We start from the raw sequence: 18,872 nt of genomic DNA, 5'->3' as shown, positions 1-18,872 counted from the left end.
AACTTACTTATCGTCTGGGTCATATGAGTTATCCGAGGAAGAATTTCTTCCCTCTCTGGAAGGTCCGCCGAATTCGTGCATCCCGCGGCCTTCCCCGCCAAACCCAGGGAACCTTCCGCTAAAGCGTTCGTCCCCCAAATTTCCCCACATTCTGTTCATTTTTCCACGCATGGACATTAGTTTTTCAAATTCCTCTGTACCTATACGCTCCTTTGCGGCCTCCATCCAGAGAGCCATTACGTCACGTTCTGCGTCCGTTCCGAGTTCTTCCTCTAAAGTCGTAATGACGCGGACCAGGTATTCCCCGAAAGTTGCCTGCTCTTCTGGCGATAGGCGAGAAAATATGTTACCACTGTCTATCTCTTGTCCCTCTTCCTCTTGTCCTTTTTGCGTCAGGTAGATCAACATGATGCGTTTGTCTGTTTCTGAGGGTTTACGGGTGATATATTCGGCTTTCTCCATTTTTGCCAGCAATTCATTAAGGGATGATACACGGATGTCCAGCATATAGGATAAATCTTTTGTGCTGATACCATCTTTCATCCGGAGAAACGCCAGTATCCTACCTTGCCCGCGTGACGTGTCGGCCATAGGGCCAACAGCGGCGTGGTTTTTCAAGTGTTGTCTCTGCAACAACCATTGTAGTTTCGCGAGTTTTTCGTACAATTCAGTATTCATGTTCATCGTGAATCCTCCTTAAATTTGTTTAATTAAATTTCCTTACTGTACCTGTTGATTCATATTATAACGGTACCTGTTAGACTTGTCAAAGTTTTTTTGCAGGTACCGTTAATATATTTCCGCAGGTGATCTGCTGCATAAAATTACCGTGCTTGATCCGGTTACATATCAGGATGCAAACGGCAATAAACAGCTTAAGTATAGAGTCAACGCCAAAGAAATTAACGTATTTCGCCACTTCATCAGATTGTCAAATATGTTTAGAAAACCTGCAATTCCAGGTTCAAAAAGACCATAAAACAGCAGAATGATACTTAATCATCTTATATCCACCTTTTAATGGCTAAGTGTATGTAATATTACCTAACGCAGATATCGTTTCTACGCTCTTAGAGCATAAGGGCTTATGATTTATGTCAATTTATTTGCCATCATATGCTGATATATTGTTGAAAAAATTATTACCATGGAGGGAATACCGATGTACTGTGTACAAGAGATAGCACCCGCAATTGTTTGGGTTGGGGGTAGCGACAAGCGGCTGGAACGGTTCGAAAATATGTTTCCACTACCAAAGGGCATCGCGTATAATTCGTATTTAATCTTAGACGAGCAAACCGCACTGATGGATACCGTTGATTCCGCCATCACCGCCCAATTCCTAGAGAACGTTGAACATGTCCTGCAGGGAAGAGCCTTGGATTATTTGGTGGTCAATCATATGGAGCCGGATCATTGCGCCAATATTGAAGAACTGCTGAAGCGCTATCCGGATCTAAAGATTGTCGGCAACAAAAAAACGTTTCAGTTCATGGAACAGTTCTATACCTTCAGCAAACCGGAAAACTATTATATTGTACAAGAAGGAGATGAGCTTTCCCTTGGCACCCGGACCTTACGTTTCTATTTGACGCCTTTCGTCCATTGGCCGGAGGTAATGTTCACTTATGAAACGACAAACAAGATACTGTTCTCCGCAGATGCTTTTGGCTGTTTTGGTTCCCTCTCGGGCAATATCTTTTGCGATCAGACTGATTTCGAAGGGGTCTTTCTTGAGGAGAGTCGGCGTTATTATGCCAATATCGTCGGTAAATATGGCTCACAGGTACAGAAGGTTCTGAGCAAGCTGGCGCAGCTTGAGATTAATATGATCTGCCCGCTGCATGGACCAGTCTGGCGGGAGAATCTATCCTATATTCTCGGAAAGTATAATCTGTGGAGCAGCTATCAGCCGGAGAAACAAGGCGTTGTGCTGGCCTATGCTTCTATGTACGGCAACACAGAGAACGTGATGAACATGATCGCCTCCAAGCTATCTGCCAAAGGGGTGCAAGATATTCGTATGTATGATGTGTCCAAGACGCATTCTTCGTACATTATTTCGGATGCCTGGAAATTCAGTCATTTAATCTTTGGTTCACCCACCTACAACATGAGTCTCTACCACGGAATGCAAGCTCTGCTCCAGGAGATGGCCGCCTTGAACCTCCAGAACCGCAAAGTATCATTGGTCGGAAACTATACTTGGGCGAACGCTTCCGTTAAAGAGATGACCGAAATCATAAGCGATATGAGAAAAATCGAATTTATTGGAGAACCGCTAGAGATTAAATCCGCGATGAAGCAGGAGCAAATGCCACAGCTCGACCAACTGGTGGAGGATATATATGCCTCGATTAGCACCGGTATATCTGCAGCACAACCCTTTTTCACGAATCGTAACGCTATATAACGGAAGTAACATAAATCATGCATAGAAAATTTCAAAACTATTCTTTTGGGGTAAAAGGTTAGAAGTGACCAGCAATCCCAATAGAGAGGAATATGTGTATGAAGCAAGCCATGATCATCATTAACCCCGTCTCCGGCAAAGAAGATGCGCTAGAGCATGTCAGAAATGTAGAAGAACTTTTAGATGATGCAGGATATAGTGTTACGGTCAATGAGACAACTAAAGAAGGGGATGCCACTCATTTTTGTATAACTGCATGCGAGGATAGTTATGACCTGGTCGTATCCATTGGCGGGGACGGCACACTCCACGAGACCATTAACGGACTCATCGATCAAGACCATCGCCCAAAACTTGGTGTAGTTCCTTTGGGGACAGTCAATGACTTTGCCCGTGCCTTGCAAATTCCGCTGAATCCTGAAGAAGCGATTCAGACACTTACTTCAACCAGGGTTAAGAACGTTGATATGGGCCGACTAAACGGCAGGTTATTCGCCAATGTCGTTGCCACAGGTTCACTCGCTGAAACACTGTCTTCTGTATCCTCAGACGACAAATCCAAATTTGGTGCTCTAGCCTACTTCAAAGAAGGAATTAAAGATCTCCGTAATCCTGCCCAGCCCCTTGTCATTCATCATGATGGGGAAACATGGGAAGGACAATCCCCACTTTTTCTGGCCGCATTAACGAACTCGGTGGGCGGATTTGAGAAACTGGCACCCGATGCTGCTGTCGACGATGGTTTGCTTCATTGTTTTATTATAAAAGATCTTACCATACTCAATACCGTTACGATCGGCATCTCTTTATTGCTTGGCAATCTGAAGGATCATAAAGATGTAGTTTACTTTACTGCCCAAAATGTAAGTGTACACTCAGTAGAACCTGTTAAGACAAATGTAGATGGCGAAGAAGGGCCCCCTTTACCCATTGAACTCAGTACTATCCCTCGTCATATCCAAGTGATTGTGCCTGAAGGGGACTGAATTCCTCCAATTCCCCTCATCTCACACTAGCTTGCCTGTTGAAACGTATCTCCACCTTCTATATTTCCGGTTTGGAAGCCTTTATTAAACCATTGCTTCCTCTGCGCGGAAGTTCCATGGGTAAAGCTCTCGGGTACAACATACCCCTGAGCCTTTTTTTGGATGCTGTCATCACCGACTGCGCTTGCTGCCGTTAAAGCTTCCTCAATATCACCCGCTTCAAGCAAGCCCATTCCCTGAGCATGATGGGCCCATACGCCTGCCAGATAATCAGCCTGCAATTCAAAGTCAACCAGATATTTATTAAACTCCGTTTCACTAAGCTGTTCACGAAGCGGCATAATCTTCTCAGTGGTGCCCAACAGTGTTTGAACATGGTGGCCCACTTCATGAGCAATCACATATGCCATGGCAAAATCACCTGGAGCCTGAAACTCCTGACGAAGCTCATCATAGAAGCTTAAGTCAATGTATAGCTTGTGGTCGCCTGGACAATAGAACGGCCCTACCGATGCACCTGCTTCTCCACAAGCAGATTGGACGCTGCCTGTATACAACACGAGCGTTGGATCTTCGTAAGTTAAACCTTTTTGCTTGAATAGATCACTCCATATATCCTCAGTATCCTTAAGTACAACCGATACGAACTGTGTAAGCTCCTCTTCTTGAGCCGTTTGCTCATAGGGCGCACTCGTTTCTGACCCTGTATTCGTCAAGTTATTCAGAATATCTCCTGGACTGCCACCACTTAACAAAGTCACAATAATGACAACGATTATGCCGCCAATTCCACCGCCAACCAGTTTTCCCCCTCCACCCATGCCTCTGCGATCCTCAACATTCGAACTACCGCTTCTACCTCTCCATTTCATAAGCTGTCCTCCCCCATTTTGTATATAAGCTTATACCCACAAGCATTGAACTTATAACCTCTAAATAATAGGGAAATAAATGGGTGTAAATAATTGGAACAGAACCATTTCGTCTTTCCTTCGTCCAACTATATGAACCAAATCTATCCACAAGGTGATGAACGCATGACGAAAAGTAAAAATCTGCTTCTCTCTCTACTGGCTGTATCCCTGTTATATTCTACCTCTGCTCATGCAGACACGGCCCGCCAAGCTCCGTTGACTCCCTAGAAGATATCCATTTATTGGGATGGCCAACAACTTCAACCAGAGGTTGAGCCGCTCAATATCAATGGCACGGTACTCGTTCCTATGCGCGGACTGTTTGAAGTACAGGGTGCCAAGTTATCCTGGAATAACGCAAGCAAAACGGTCACAGCAACTAAAGGAGATACAACGCTTACTTATCACATAGGCGAGCTCACAGCTAATCTAAATGGTCAAAAGCTACCTCTAACCAGGCCGGGCCAGATTACTAAAGGTTATACTATGATCCCTCTGCGCTTCGTTAGCGAGGCTCTGGGAAGTACTGTGAAGTGGGTTCAAAGTACCCGTTCGGTTCAAATCTCACCATCTGTAGATTATAATACGTCCATCCTGTGGGGCGTTAATTTACGAAGCTCCCCAGACTCTGGAAGCAGCTCCGTTAGCTTGGAAATGTTATCTGCTGGTGCCAAAGTTCATGTGATCCGCGAAGTTGACGCTTCCTGGCTGGAAATTCGGACTCAGGATAATAGAACCGGATACATATCTGCGAAACCGAAATATACCGATTACACAAGCCCTACTCTGATTGAGAAGCAAGCGGACGAGCTAATTGCGTACGGCAAAAAATATCTGGGCACACCGTATGTCTTCGGTGCTTCACCAGATCAGACAGATACCTTTGACTGCTCCTCTTTCGTTAAGCGTGTGTTCCAGGATACACTGTCGATCGAACTTCCTCGTGTATCCTATGATCAGGCTAACATAGGCAAGAAAGTCGGGATCGATGAGCTGCGTAAAGGTGACTTATTATTCTTCAGTGCACGCGGTCTGGATATTGGACATGTGGGCATCTATGCGGGAGATAACCAGATTCTGCATACGTATTCGAAAGAACTCGGCGTGCATGTGGAGACCTTCGACAGCCAGTGGAAGAAACGCTTCGTTACCGCCCGCAGAGTATTCTAGAACAGACACTGCACTAAATACCCATGACAATTCAATTATAAGACACGACCCCAACTTCCTTATCTTCATGGGGTTGGGGTTTAATAAACCACATAAGCAATTTGAAGACACAATAACCAATGATGCCGCCGAATGTGTTCAATATAAGATCATCTACATCAAATGTGCCCATCCGCAATAGAAGCTGCGTCACTTCGAAACATAAGCTTAGAAGCAGAGAGAAAATAAATACGCCTATGAACGACGCCCCTCTTGATGTGAAGAGTTTAGGGATGAAGAGCCCCAATGGAATAAAGGCCAGAATATTGCCTATCAGGTTCGTAGACGAGAATGGACTCGACATAGACAAACGGTGAATCTCTCTAAGAATTTCCTTGAAGGGAATATAGTTGCCGGGTCGATCAAAGATTCTATCAGGCTGTTCTAGAGTAATCTGAAGCTGATACTGCAGAACGTGGACGTCAACAGAACCCCATTTAAATAAGATCAACTTGATAATTACATACAGATACACCACAAATCCTGCTGCCGTAACCAATCTCATGAATGATGTCATATGCTTCATTACTGACCTCCCTCGTTGTTATATGTATTTATTTCTGCACAGTCACAATCACACCATCGATGTTGTTCCCTGAGATCTCATATTGGCCGTTCTCCGGTACCTTGATGATATTTTGGGAAAGCGGATAATAACTGATGTTATACGCTTCACCCTCTACAACTGTCGAAATGCTCTTGTTCTCACGTATGTAATCCAAATATTGCTCCAGCACAAGCTTGTTTTCCTCCATGATGGCACTATGAGGTAACCCGACATAACGAAAATGCCACGGTTCAAATTGAATACCGGTGATGTCGGTTTTGTCCTTGGGATAACGTAATACAAATCCGTATTTCCAAGCGTTTTTTTGCAGCCAGCTTCCTTCAGGTGCTTTACTCATCTCACTCTGGGTAGATCCTATATCCAGCGATAAGCCAAGGTTGTGTTCGCTATAACCCGCTGGCAACGCATAGTCTGAACCTTTTTCCTGATAAAGCTTATCTTGTTCTTCTAAATCTCGATACCCGCTGCTGATCAAAAAATGATTCACACCCTCTTTACCTGCTGCCTCAATCATCTTCTGAAACTTCTGTACTACATAGGTAGACAGACGGATATGCGGGTCCAGCAGTACATATCCCTGCATCAAATCCGCATGATCTGATACATTCACAATGTCGGATTTCACACCTTCCTGATGAATAGGATACTCCTTGTTGACCAGTATCAAATCCCCTTGGTACAGCTGATCCTGTGGAACAATTTCGATCGTCTTGGAATTGTTTATACTCATTCCCTGATTCTCATATTTTCCATCGAAATCCTCCAGTTTCTGTTGAAGATATTCTTTGGCACCAAAAATGGCATATCCCAAGAGCACTACAATAAATAGAAAAAAGCCCCACTTCTTCATCAACTATTTCCCCCTTAACTCCTCATACAATCAGGATAGAGAAAACTAGTTAAAAAAAAAGCAGGGCAAAGATAAAGTTTTTCTTAAATGATAGACGCCAGCGGCAGTTGAACTTCAAACAAGGTCCGCACAACATTACTCTCGACCGAAAGGGTCCCCTCATGCTGCACCACAATATTCCGGGCAATGAATAGACCTAGACCCGTGCTGCCCTCTTGATGTGTTCGTGACCGGTCACTCGTATAGTACATATCGAAAATATGCGGCAAATCTTCTGGAGCAATATGTCCCCCATAGTTAACGACCTGAATCACTACATGCCCTGAATCCAGGTGACAATTGATATCTACATACAGTCCATCCTTCCCATAACGGTTGGCATTGGTCAGTAGATTCTCGAATACACGTGCCAGCAGTTCTCCATCGCCAGAAATGTATAGGTTAGGCGTAATATTGAGCCTGGATATCAGGTGATTCTTCTCAAACACAGGATACAGTTCCTCATTTAATTGCCTCAGCAGCTCACTAACGTCTATTCGCTTCTTTTCGACAGGCAGCATGCCATAGTTCATTCTAGTAATATCGAACAAGCCATCAATCAGCTTCTCCAGACGTTGAGATTTGTTGAAGGCAATCGAGATAAAATGTTTGATCTGCTCCTCTGTCAGCCCTTCATCCTTAAGAATTAAATCTAAATAACCCAATACTGAAGTAAGGGGGGTGCGTAAATCATGAGCCAAATTCACGACCAACTGATCCTTGCTGTTCTCGGCAAAATCCCCTTTTTCCACGGCCTCTTGCAGCTTTTCGCTCGCCAGATTAAGATCCTCAGCAATGATTCTGAACTCATCTCTTGAGGAAATATGCACCCTATTCTTAAATTCACCATTGGCCAGATGATGGATCCCCTTGGAGATTTCATTAAAATAGGTAAGATACGGCTTAGTGAACAAAAAGAAAAAAAGAATAGCCAGGGGAATGAATAGGATCAGAAAAAAATAAATATCCCCGATATTGCCCATGATATGACGGTATTCGGCCAGCTGATCTTCACGGCGAACACCGACATAATAGAGTTGAAGAATTCGATAGACCCCATACGTGATCCCACCGGACAAAAGCATACTTAAGCCCAGCAGCAGAATCATTGTGGTCCGAAAGCTGCGATTGCTCTTATTCATTGAACGTATATTATTCATTGAACGTGTACCCCACGCCCCAAATGGTCTTGATGAATTTATTCTTATTGATGTCTTCTCCAAGCTTCTTGCGCAGGGTACGGATATGCACCATAACCGTATTGCCGCTCTCATAGTAAGCTTCGCCCCACACCTGCTGGAAAATATTCTCGGCGCTAAAGACTTGCTTGGAATGACTGGCCAACAGATAAAGGATATCAAACTCCTTCGGTGTTAACTCTACAGCTTCACCATATAGGGTAACCGTATGCTGGTCTGGTGAAATAATCAATCCACCCGTTTCTAATACAGATCTATTCAGGGCTGCAGGTTGGTTGAACAACATGGAGCGGCGCAATTGAGAATTTACCCGAGCCACCAATTCCATCGGATTGAACGGTTTGGTCATATAATCGTCTGCCCCCATCACCAGTCCTGTGATTTTATCCAGATCTGAGGTCTTGGCACTCAAGAAAATGATGGGCAAATGATACTGCTCCCGGATTTTACGGGTGACCTCATAGCCATCCAGCTCAGGCATCATAATATCCAAAATGGCTAAATCAATCGATTGCGATTGAATAGCCTGAATAGCGGCTTTCCCATCGGCTGCTTTGACAATGTGATACCCCTCTTTTTGTAAATGCAAGGCTACCAGATCCGCGATCTCTGCCTCATCATCTGCTACCAGAATCGTGATACGCCTCATTCTTATTCCACTCCTGTATCAAAGATGGTCAATAATATATTAAATATTACACGTAATAATACAGAATGGATAGGATTCAAATGATTCCAGGTTGTGCACTTCAAAGTGCTGTCCGGACATTTGAAGTGATCATTGAACCGCACTCAGGTTACGTATATGATAAATTCAGCATGTTCTTTAAGGGGAGGCAACGTATACGTGGCAGTATTAATCAATGAGCAAATTAAAGCGTCCGAGGTGGTGTTAACCGGACTTAAAGGTGAGAAGCTCGGCATCGTTTCCAGAGCAGAAGCTCTGGCTATGGCCCGAGCTGTCGGCGTGGACTTGGTCTGCACCTCGCTGATGAGCAGTCCTCCACCTTGCAGCCTGGTTGCCAAGGGCAAAGGAAAAGCGACAGCACAGAAGGAAGCGGCGATGCACAAGACAGGTGCTGGACAAGCTAAAGGAGGCGGCAAGGAGAAGCTCAAGGAGCTGCGCTTCACCGCTCATATCGAGGAGCATGATTACGATACGAAGCTCCGCCAGGCGGACAAGCATCTTCGCTCTGGCAAACCGGTACAGCTAGTCGTGAAAGCATCCAACACCAAAGAAGCGCTAGCTGCCAAAGGGGTGTTGGAGCGGCTGCTCGCTGATCTGAAGGAAGCCGGAATAAAGGATACTGGCATTCAGTCGGGCGGCAAAGGCTCACAGGTGAAAGTGAATCCGCGTTGAGTGGAGTGTTGTTCTGCATGCTCTGTCCTATTGCGGCATGCAAAAAGAAGCGGGTGCTGTCCTTTCTATGGACGGCACCCGCTTCTTCGAGAAATATAAGACATAATTATTGGGTTAGAATCTTCTTAGATTTGAAAAGCGTTAACGGCTTCTCGGAACTTCTCGGCCAGATTCTTTAGTTCATGCGTATTGGACACGATCTGATTAATACTGGCTAATTGCTCCTCTGTAGCGGCGGAAACCTGCTGGGTTGCAGCGGAATTCTCCTCCGTAGACGCTGAGAAGGTCTCAAAGATGGCTACAATTTCATCCTTTTCCGACTATTCTACTACCTATTTAACTGACAGTATGCAATGCCTGCTTACTACTAACGCTGATATTGTTGGAAAACGGGCCCATTATATGTATCTAGAAGACAAGGAATTACTGTTACTCCGTTACAAGAGTATGGAAAATAAGCCGGTTTCCCTGGTTCAGGGAGCAACCCTTCTTGTCAAAAGTCATGTGTTCCGTCACATCTCTTTTCCAGATCAAAATAGGGGGGAGTACGTCAAATTTTGCTCTGATTGCTTAGCGCATGGTTTCAGAATTCATTCTGGTAATCAATACAATTTTGCGGCGATCCGTAGAAAGAACTCTAAAGATCATACGTGGATCGTTAGCGACAAGAAACTCCTAACCAAGAATGTCAGCGTTCTCAAGGTGAAAAACTTCAAAAAATATGTCAGCCGAAGGTGAAGGAATGAAAAAGCTCGGACCCTTAGTACTTAAGGATTCGAGCTCGTTTATTAAGCCTTATTCACCAGTCCGCGAATAAAGGTCTCATAGTTTTTTGCCAACTTTGTAATCTTGTGATTCTTCCCTTGATCTACATAAACAACCTCAGGTTCGCCGTCATTTCCAGATGATCGGTAATCCAGCATCACTACACCATGACCTGCAGAAGAACAATCACAAATAACCACACCAATTTCAGGATAACCCCCCGTTTCAATCACAACCCGGCTGCCCGAAGCTCCGCACAGCGAATTTTTCTTGTCTCGACCTATTCCCCGGATACCTGAAATCGTAATATAATCTTCTCCACCTGTAGGGTAAGCTGTGTTTTGAGGAATACCCCCATTATGTAACTTCATCATAGCCACATAGAAAGCCGGCAATTTGAAGACCAGTTCTTCTTCCACGGACTCGATCAGCGCAGCTGTAGGCGGCTCAGAAACATATTCCTGTAACGCATTCTCGCTGTCATCCCAAAAGTTGGAGAAATCGAACGCTCCCAAAGATTCTTTAGCAGGTTTCTTTGTAGTTCTCTTAGCGGTTTTACGCCGAATCCATTCCAGAAACTCCAAGGTATCCTCATCTTCGGGGTCCATTTCATCTGCGATTTTAAATTCTCTTAAGGCTTCATCATATTGCTCCAGATAATAATAGGAAACCCCAACTCGGTAATGCCAAAGCGGATCCTCCTTGCCTTCTTCTGCAATTGTCATAAACTGTTGAAGTGCCTCTTCGTAATTCCCGAGATTATTGAGCGCTCTACCCAAATGACTAATCAGTACATAATCTCTGTCCTCCGGAGGAATCTCCATTATTGCATCTACGATTTCTTGAAATTCATCTTCTTCATGCCACAAATCCAGTTGTTCCATAAGATCATCACTCATCATTTCTGCCTCCTTAATACGCTAACTCTAATACCTAATAGAAATTATACCATTTCCAACCTAAGCCAAGCGAACAACGCTTTGGCCAATTTCCTACCGATTCTCCAAGGAGATATGCTGGTACCAGTCATTTGCCTCTTTTAATACCTGCTCTCCACCTGCTGCCATAAACTCCTTTACGAAAGTATCAAAGTAATCTACAGGCAAGTCCCCTGTTATTATAGAAATATAAGCCTTGTTCTTCATTGTTATAAGTGCTGAGCTGTTCTTCATTAAAGAAGGTGTCGAAACCTCCATGCTATTGTAGATGCCATTAGTATCCAGATTCAGCGTTGAAGCCCATTGTTCCCGGCGGGCTAAAGACTTGCGGGGAACGGTCATCCCAATATTGGAGCCGATAAGATTAGTGTAGTTAAACATTGTATTATATGGGGTAAGTATAACTGCTTCGTCGGTAGACTTCCCCGCCCATTTCCAATGCTTCCCTTCGACCCCGTAGATCATTGATGTGTATTCATCGGGATCCGGATTTGCGCTGACGTAGTCAAGAATTTGCAGAATTTTTGCTATCTTTCCCGGCTCTTTTGCCGCATCGGCACCGATTGCTATAAAGTTCGTCAGCATATTATACGCTTTAGATCCGCTTTTTCCTTGGGGTCCGGTAACAGGTTGTCCAAATATAATTTTCGCATTTTTATTTTTGGTCGAAAGCTCGTACGCATTAAACGCGGCTTCTACGGGGACCTCTTCACCTTTTTCATTGATAACCTGGTAATCGCCAGCCTGAATCCAGTGGTAGTAGTTGCCCATAGAGGTCATTCCTATTCTCCCGTTGATAAAAGCATGGGACAGATGCTTGTAGCCTCCTTTATTTTCTCCAGTTATGAACTCCGGGTCGATAACGCCATCCTTATACCACCGTTGCAGAACCTTGAGCGCTTCCTTCATCTCAGGCTCCAGCGCACCGATGACCAGATTGTGATCCTTCACTCCAAAGTACAGCTGTTCGGCAAAGACAATCTGTCCAAAGGCTCCGAAAACCACATTCAGACCTTCACTTGAAAGGCCGTAGGTATCCTTCTGTCCGTTTCCATCCGGATCTTTATTGGTGAAATCATACATTACACGCTCAAACTCAGCTAAAGTCTTCGGGGCTTCTAGACCCAGTTTATCAAGCCAGTCCTTCCTGTATACTACAGGTGTTCTATAGATATTAGTCGGGCTAACCACAGGGATTCCGTAATATTTTCCGTCGATTTTCCCATATTCCAAATACCCGGGAGCGTTTGTATTTATAGTGTCGATAATGTTCGGTGCATATTTTGTTAAAATAGCCTTTGGAATCTCGGCAAGGACACCCTGTGCCTGGTACTTCAAGAGATCTTGTGGCTGCCTTATCCTAAAGAGGTCCGGAATCTCGCCTTGAGCAAGCCGGAGATTCAAGAGCGCCTCATATTGATTATTTTGGAGATTCCATATATCCATATCCACTTTAAATTTATTCTCTATGTATTGAAGCATTTCTGCATTCTCGGGAACAGGCTCGTTCTGATGCATGGTCCAAGAGATGTGATACTGTATATCTGCAGCAGGAGCAGGATTCTCTTGTCGAGTCCCCCATGCCCAGGGGCTAATACCTATGATGAGGAGGAATACTAACGCTAGGAAGAGTGAAAGTACAATTCTCATTTTCATAATATCAACCTCCCCCTCGATATTTTCATAAAGATTGATCAGAACAACTAGGCCTGCTTAATTAAGTTCCGCGTATAATCTTTTGGTGTACATCCATTGATTCCCTTAAACTTTTTGATGAAATAGGCAGATGAGCCGTATCCAACAGTATTGGCAATTTGTTCTACCGTCATATCGGTGCTTGCCATAAGTTCCAGCGCTTTTTCCATCCTTTTGTCCGTTACATAATCGATATAGTTTATTCCTGTTTCTTCCTTGAATATCTTGCTGAGATATTTGGGGCTTATGAAGACATTACCGGCAACAATGTCCAGAGAAAGCTCCTCGGAGAGATGTTTGCTGATATATTCCTTAACCGTCTCAATACTTTCAACATTTCTCTCTTCACTCCGCTGCTCCATATAGATGTAAAATGCTGCAATGGAATTCACCAGCCACTCCCGAAAACCAACGATGTTCTGGATGAAGGCATGCTGCTTGTATACATCCAGTTTGAGGGAACCAGATGGCTTATACTGCACACTTTTTAAACCCTCCGAGTACATAGATACCATATTCAATAAGATAATATGGCAGTAATCTGCCGAATACATGCCTTCCCGCAGATGAACAATTAGATGGTCTATTGCAGCAGTAACTTCATCTATATTTCTGGCCTGCAGCTTTTCTTTAAATTTCAGGAGAAAAGCTTGTGGAATTTCATTATTACTGTGTTCCCGGTTCAACAGGGTTAGATCTTGTATCATTGCGATCTCCGGCAGGAAGTAAGCATATTTAATAAGCTGCTGAGCTTCAGCAAAGCTTCTGTGCACATCCACAAATTGTTGCACCCACTGACCCACGGCTAATTGGCAATATTGGTCAACACCCGGGTTCACTTCTGAATAGATAAACCTGGAAAGCTGCTCAAGCAGCCCTTCCTCTAGATGATTCGTACATACGATTACAGCTATTTTTCTATCCGGCAGCTCTTCAGCAATGAGTTGACTTTCATGAAAATCGATGGCCTCCAATTGATTGATCAGACGATAGATGACATACTGGCTGGATTTGGGACTGAGTGGTTCAATGCCTTTACTAACCGGATCGATCACCATACAGCAGAAATTTGCATACTCCATCGATATATGAAGGGAGTACAGTTGTTCTGCCAATTCTTCAGAACTGTAGCTGTTCCTGAGCATGTTAAGCACAACATTGTGCTTGATTACCGGATTGTTGGCCTGCAGGGTTTCCTCCAGACTACTCACCTTATGGGTCAGTGTATTGAAGGCTGTACCAATTAAGGTATATTCATTCCGCTCGGCATCGGGTACGGTGTCGAATAAACCTTTGATTCTGCTCATCAAACGTTGTAATGGATTATAAATGGCGATCGTGAACATACCCGACAGGATAATGCCCATAATGATCGTCAGCAGACAGATTAGCAGCACTACCTTCTGCAAGAGTATAGATTTGCTATAGTAGTCATCTGTAGAGGTTACATTATATATTTTCCATTTATTGGTTGTGAAATTATGATAGGAAACTACAGAAGGGATTTGGTTAATCGTGTCCGTGAAGCTATCGGCTGCCGTATTGGATGAGAGAATTTTAGTTATATAGGCGTTGTTATCCGTTCTGCTGCCAAGTATCCTATCATCCGCTGCTGAAATAATCTGCCCGCTTTCCCCTATAATAAAAGTGTTGGCATAGTCGGAAGGCATCACGTTCCGGATAATTTCACTGACGGCGGCTTCCTTTATATCAATGGCAATAATAAGCTTGCTTTGTTCACCGGTGGAGTTAAACGGAAAGCTATGGGCATAGGAGATCAGCGGGTTCATGCTATTATTGCTGGACACATTGGTATTTATATCCTGAGGCACCATACGTACTTCGTTCCACACAAAACCTGTATCATTCCCCTGCATCTTATCGATCCAGTCCATGGTCGCGAAGGTGTCCTTGCTTGCCTCATCATAGTATTTCAACCCATAGACAGACGAAATCAGAACTTTCTGCAATGGATAAAATAAATGGACAGCATAGACAATATCCGAGTTATTGGTGACTTCCTTCTTCAGCAAATCCTGAATATCTATGATCCTGCTATGATTTCCCTGAAGGGTCTCTTTCGTATATAAATCGATGTTGACGGAGTTCTCCAGAGAAAGATCGAGATAGATTTGTTGCACTCTCTGAAAAACAGCCGATTCGATATAGTTGGCGGCATTCTCTAGTATAATTTGATTCTTATTTCTTATTTCTTCTTTGTAATTTCTAGGGAAATACAGGTAGAAGACGGAGCAGAGAAACAGAACAATCACAATAACGATGGTCAAATAAGAGATAGCCAGATTGGCCAAAACAGACTTTGAATGTTTCATAATCGCCTCCCCGCTCGAATTATACTACACATATATAGCCTGCTTTGAGGCTTAACTGAAATTTAACACGGAGCGTAATCCTAATTTACAAATCAATTCAATCGGAAGGCCACAGCACTGAAGAAGATACTAATTCTATAGAATAGGGAAATTGTTATATTGAAGCTCCTTACACCCAAATGCTAAGTTAAAGCCGCACCAAATACAAAAACTACAGGAGTGGATACGATTTGAATATGAAATTAAGAAAAAAGCATTTATCACTTACTTTAGGTCTGTCATTACTTCTAAGTTCCGTAAGTGGGAGTTATGCAAGTGCGACATCCGTGCCCTCAACCGTGACTCCCACCGCACCGCCCTCTTGGGGGTACTTTGTAGATAATTACAAGAATAACTCCACCGTTAATATGGCAGTCTACTCCAATCCGACCATTGGGATCCTTTCCGGATTTAATCAGCTTTGGACTCCCGGCGCTACCTGGGATACAGGCACCAAATTAAACAGCGGCGTGCTGAATGCCAACATTCAAAAAGTGGTTGATATCGCGGCCAGTCGAACATCCAGTGAGGCAGATGCGGCCTATTTCGATGATCGGAGAAAACAAAGTTACAGCGTCATCGATGGCCTAGGTTCACTTACTGATGTCTATCGAACGAACGCAGGAGCGACAACAACGATCAACGAAATCCCAGCTGATGCCACCACTAAAAAATATGATGACGGAGGAACCGATGCAGGCGACACGAATTCCACTCTTGGTAAAATTGTGAGCTTAGTAAAGGTTTTACGCGGCAATTATTCTTCAACGACCCCAGCCAAAAATTATTACAGCTATAAACGCCCGTATCGTTGGACAGATCCTTCAATCATTGTTCCTACTCTTGTTCCTGCAATCAGCACTAACCCGACCTCAGATGGAGGATTTCCCAGCGGTCATACCAATGCTGCCTATCTCAGCGCTATTGCGATGGCCTATGCCATACCCGAGCGTTACCAGGAGCTGCTTACGCGAGCTTCGGAAATCGGCAACAACCGTATTGTTGCCGGTATGCATTCACCGCTGGATGTCATGGGCGGACGTGTCATGGCAACTGCGTTGTCGGCGGCAATCTTGTCTGATCCAGACAACAGCCTTGTGAAGCAAGCTGCTTATGATACTGCTCACAGTGAACTGTTAACGCAAACCGGTACAGCGGTAGATCGATTCAGCAATTATTCAAAGAACAAAACAGACTACACAGAGCGGTTGACCTATGGATTCAGTCCGATTAATCCAACGACTGCACCCGTGGTGGTTCCTAAAGGCGCGGAAGTCCTGCTGGAAACACGCCTGCCTTACCTGGATAGTACGCAACGTCGCGGGGTTCTAGCCACTACGGGCCTTGAATCAGGTTATCCTGTGCTTGATGATCCTGAGGGATGGGGACGGCTTAATCTCTATGCCGCCGCGGATGGTTATGGTGCTTTCACCAATGACGTTACGGTGACCATGGATGCTTACCTAGGTGGTTTCAATGCCTTGGATCGCTGGCGGAATGACATCTCCGGCACTGGAAAGCTGACCAAAGAGGGGACAGGCACTCTACAGCTCCAGGGCAACAATTCGTATTCCGGAGGTACACAGCTAAACAAAGGCATACTTGAGGGTAATTCGGAAACAGCTTTCGGAAGTGGCAATGTGGCGAACAATGGAGGTACTCTAATTGAAAATGTTTCTGGAAAGATGACCCTTGGCGGAGATTACACACAATCTGCCAACGGTACACTTGAGCTCAACCTTAGCAGTAACAAGGATCTGCTCGATATTAAGGGTGCAGTAAACGCCAACGGGACATTACTTCTGAATTTCTCGGATCATTATGTACCTGAAGGCATCACCACACTCATCACCAACGGCAAGGATCAACGGAATGGACAATTTTCATCCGTTGAGACTGTGGGTTTGCCTGACTCATACAAAGTAAAGGTTATCTATACGTCCGATAGTATCCAGTTAGTAGTAGATATGACTACGCCAATCTGGCCAACAAAGGCCAGCCTGACAGGTTCGAATATTGTCCAAAATAGTCTTACCTTGAACTGGCCGGTGGCTACAGACAACATAGGGGTGGTCAGCTATAAGGTATATCAAGGCAGCACGTTACTAAATACGGTAACAGGCACGACTTATTCTTACAACGTGACCGGACTCACCAAAGACACATCCTACCCTTTCTCAGTGGTAGCGTATGATGTTGCAGGGAACTCTAGCAGTCCGTTACTAATGTCCTTGACCACTGCCTCCAATACAATAACTCAACCCACTACGGGCAGTAGTAATCCAGGTCCTTCCGCATCCGCAACACCTGCTGCCAGTGCGAAACCAACAACCGAACCATTGCCTGCTAACGGGCAGAAACAAAGCCTATCGGTAACGGCAACTGTTGACTCTAGCGGTACAGCAGAAGCAGTCATCCAGGATTCACAGATCAACGACTTGCTGGATAAGGTTCATTCGTCGGCAGCAAAGAACACGGTCGTGGAACTTAAAGTCGAATCCGTAGAAAAGGCAAAGGCAGTGGGAATAACCCTCTCCAAAGCTGCCCTTAGCAAGCTGTTTGAGAGCAAAGCGGCTACAGTAGAGCTTGTTACGCAATTCGGAAGCATGAACTTTACCCAAACCGTATTTGGTTCGCTGAAGCAGGCTGTGGGTGACAATCTTCGTATTGGGATGGCACTAGCCGATGCAGCTACTTTATCTTCTGAAGCAAACACTCTGGTAGGCACAAGGCCTGTGCTGGAGTATACTATCGAGTCAGGAAATTCAAACCTAACAAGCTTTGGAGGCGGCAGCCTCAAGATCGGCATTCCATACACACTGGCTCAAGGTGAAGACAAAAACGCCATTGCCGCCTACTACATTGACAAGAGTGGAAAGCCAAATGCAATCACTAAGTCGGGTTATAACCAGGATACAGGAATGGTTTCCCTGGTTACCAATCACCTTAGTCAATACGCCGTAGGCTATAAAAGGGTCAGCTTTAGTGACACTGCCAGTCACTGGGGCAGCAGTTATATCACTTACCTGGCAGCGCACAGCCTTATATCCGGAAAAGGCGACAACAAGTTCTCGCCTGATACGGGTGTGACAAGAGCAGAATTCGCAAAAATGCTGGCAGGAATTGCAAATGCAGATGTCTCAGAGTATACGACCTCAGCATTTGCAGACATAAAAACTACTGACTGGTACATGCCATACGTTTCATGGGCTGCAGCTAATAATATCGTCTATGGAGCAGGAAACAATCATTTCAATCCGAACGCTTCGATCAGCCGCGAGGAAATATGCGTGATGATTGTAAGGGTTGCTGATCTTGCGGGTTATACACTGCCTGAGGATGTTAGTGCTGTAGGCTTTAATGATAGTAACCACATCAGCACATGGGCAGCGGATGCGGTAATAACACTTCAACAAGCAGGAATCATTTCCGGTAAGGGCGCTAGCCAGTTTGACCCACAAGGGGGGCAACAAGGGCTGAAGCAGCTAAAATTCTATCGGTGCTACTACAAGAGTTGACTAAATAACCCCTAGAGACCACTGATAAACTTATCGTTTTTATAAT

Annotated in this window: 15 protein-coding genes; 6 read left to right on the top strand and 9 right to left on the bottom strand. The window is 44.6% G+C overall.

Annotated features, from left to right (window positions below; genetic code table 11):
* Positions 1–3: 3 nt before the first annotated feature.
* A complete protein-coding gene (locus H1230_RS02130; RefSeq protein WP_239714017.1) occupies positions 4–684 on the bottom strand; it encodes a MarR family winged helix-turn-helix transcriptional regulator in 681 nt (226 codons plus the stop codon).
* A gap of 478 nt (positions 685–1,162) precedes the next feature.
* Between H1230_RS02130 and H1230_RS02125 the strand changes: the two genes are divergently transcribed.
* Complete coding sequence (locus tag H1230_RS02125) at positions 1,163–2,413, top strand: FprA family A-type flavoprotein (RefSeq protein WP_239714016.1); 1,251 nt, start codon at positions 1,163–1,165, stop codon at positions 2,411–2,413.
* 98 nt (positions 2,414–2,511) lie between these two features.
* Positions 2,512–3,399, top strand: coding sequence for a diacylglycerol/lipid kinase family protein (locus H1230_RS02120; RefSeq protein WP_239714015.1), 888 nt, complete (start codon positions 2,512–2,514; stop codon positions 3,397–3,399).
* A gap of 26 nt (positions 3,400–3,425) precedes the next feature.
* Here the strand turns inward: H1230_RS02120 and ypfJ are convergent, their stop codons facing one another.
* The gene (gene ypfJ / locus H1230_RS02115) at positions 3,426–4,271 is read right to left on the bottom strand and encodes a KPN_02809 family neutral zinc metallopeptidase (RefSeq protein ID WP_239714014.1); all 846 of its coding nucleotides are present in this window, start codon (positions 4,269–4,271) and stop codon (positions 3,426–3,428) included.
* Between the two features lie 273 nt (positions 4,272–4,544).
* On the opposite strand from ypfJ, the gene H1230_RS02110 reads away from it, so the two are divergent.
* Positions 4,545–5,483, top strand: a complete 939-nt coding sequence (locus tag H1230_RS02110) for a stalk domain-containing protein (protein ID WP_345773429.1) — start codon at positions 4,545–4,547, stop codon at positions 5,481–5,483.
* A gap of 31 nt (positions 5,484–5,514) precedes the next feature.
* On the opposite strand, the gene H1230_RS02105 is transcribed toward H1230_RS02110, so the two are convergent.
* The 4 genes from H1230_RS02105 to H1230_RS02090 form a co-directional block, all read right to left on the bottom strand.
* Positions 5,515–6,048 (bottom strand): VanZ family protein, encoded by a 534-nt coding sequence (locus H1230_RS02105; RefSeq protein WP_239714012.1) that lies wholly within the window; start codon positions 6,046–6,048, stop codon positions 5,515–5,517.
* A 28-nt stretch (positions 6,049–6,076) separates the two neighbouring features.
* Positions 6,077–6,940 (bottom strand): M15 family metallopeptidase, encoded by an 864-nt coding sequence (locus H1230_RS02100; protein ID WP_239714011.1) that lies wholly within the window; start codon positions 6,938–6,940, stop codon positions 6,077–6,079.
* Between the two features lie 83 nt (positions 6,941–7,023).
* A complete protein-coding gene (locus tag H1230_RS02095) occupies positions 7,024–8,121 on the bottom strand; it encodes a HAMP domain-containing sensor histidine kinase (protein WP_239717028.1) in 1,098 nt (365 codons plus the stop codon).
* A gap of 10 nt (positions 8,122–8,131) precedes the next feature.
* A complete protein-coding gene (locus H1230_RS02090) occupies positions 8,132–8,827 on the bottom strand; it encodes a response regulator transcription factor (protein WP_239714010.1) in 696 nt (231 codons plus the stop codon).
* Positions 8,828–9,025: 198 nt separating this feature from the next.
* On the opposite strand from H1230_RS02090, the gene infC reads away from it, so the two are divergent.
* Both infC and H1230_RS02080 read left to right on the top strand, forming a co-directional pair.
* Positions 9,026–9,538 (top strand): translation initiation factor IF-3, encoded by a 513-nt coding sequence (gene infC, locus H1230_RS02085; RefSeq protein ID WP_239714009.1) that lies wholly within the window; start codon positions 9,026–9,028, stop codon positions 9,536–9,538.
* Between the two features lie 294 nt (positions 9,539–9,832).
* Complete coding sequence (locus tag H1230_RS02080) at positions 9,833–10,276, top strand: hypothetical protein (RefSeq protein WP_239714008.1); 444 nt, start codon at positions 9,833–9,835, stop codon at positions 10,274–10,276.
* Between the two features lie 50 nt (positions 10,277–10,326).
* On the opposite strand, the gene H1230_RS02075 is transcribed toward H1230_RS02080, so the two are convergent.
* The 3 genes from H1230_RS02075 to H1230_RS02065 form a co-directional block, all read right to left on the bottom strand.
* On the bottom strand, positions 10,327–11,202 hold the full coding sequence (locus H1230_RS02075) for an SMI1/KNR4 family protein (protein WP_239717026.1): 876 nt from the start codon (positions 11,200–11,202) through the stop codon (positions 10,327–10,329).
* A 93-nt stretch (positions 11,203–11,295) separates the two neighbouring features.
* Complete coding sequence (locus H1230_RS02070; RefSeq protein ID WP_239714007.1) at positions 11,296–12,897, bottom strand: extracellular solute-binding protein; 1,602 nt, start codon at positions 12,895–12,897, stop codon at positions 11,296–11,298.
* Between the two features lie 47 nt (positions 12,898–12,944).
* Positions 12,945–15,269: a helix-turn-helix domain-containing protein gene (locus H1230_RS02065; protein ID WP_239714006.1), complete on the bottom strand. Its 2,325-nt coding sequence runs from the start codon at positions 15,267–15,269 to the stop codon at positions 12,945–12,947.
* Between the two features lie 236 nt (positions 15,270–15,505).
* Between H1230_RS02065 and H1230_RS31505 the strand changes: the two genes are divergently transcribed.
* Positions 15,506–18,826 (top strand): S-layer homology domain-containing protein, encoded by a 3,321-nt coding sequence (locus H1230_RS31505; RefSeq protein ID WP_345773428.1) that lies wholly within the window; start codon positions 15,506–15,508, stop codon positions 18,824–18,826.
* The last annotated feature ends 46 nt before the right edge of the window (positions 18,827–18,872 follow it).

The sequence above is a fragment of the Paenibacillus sp. 19GGS1-52 genome (assembly GCF_022369515.1).
Taxonomy (GTDB): domain Bacteria; phylum Bacillota; class Bacilli; order Paenibacillales; family Paenibacillaceae; genus Paenibacillus_AQ.
The sequence above is the reverse complement of the archived record's forward strand: the minus strand, read 5'-3'. Positions and strand labels throughout refer to the sequence as shown.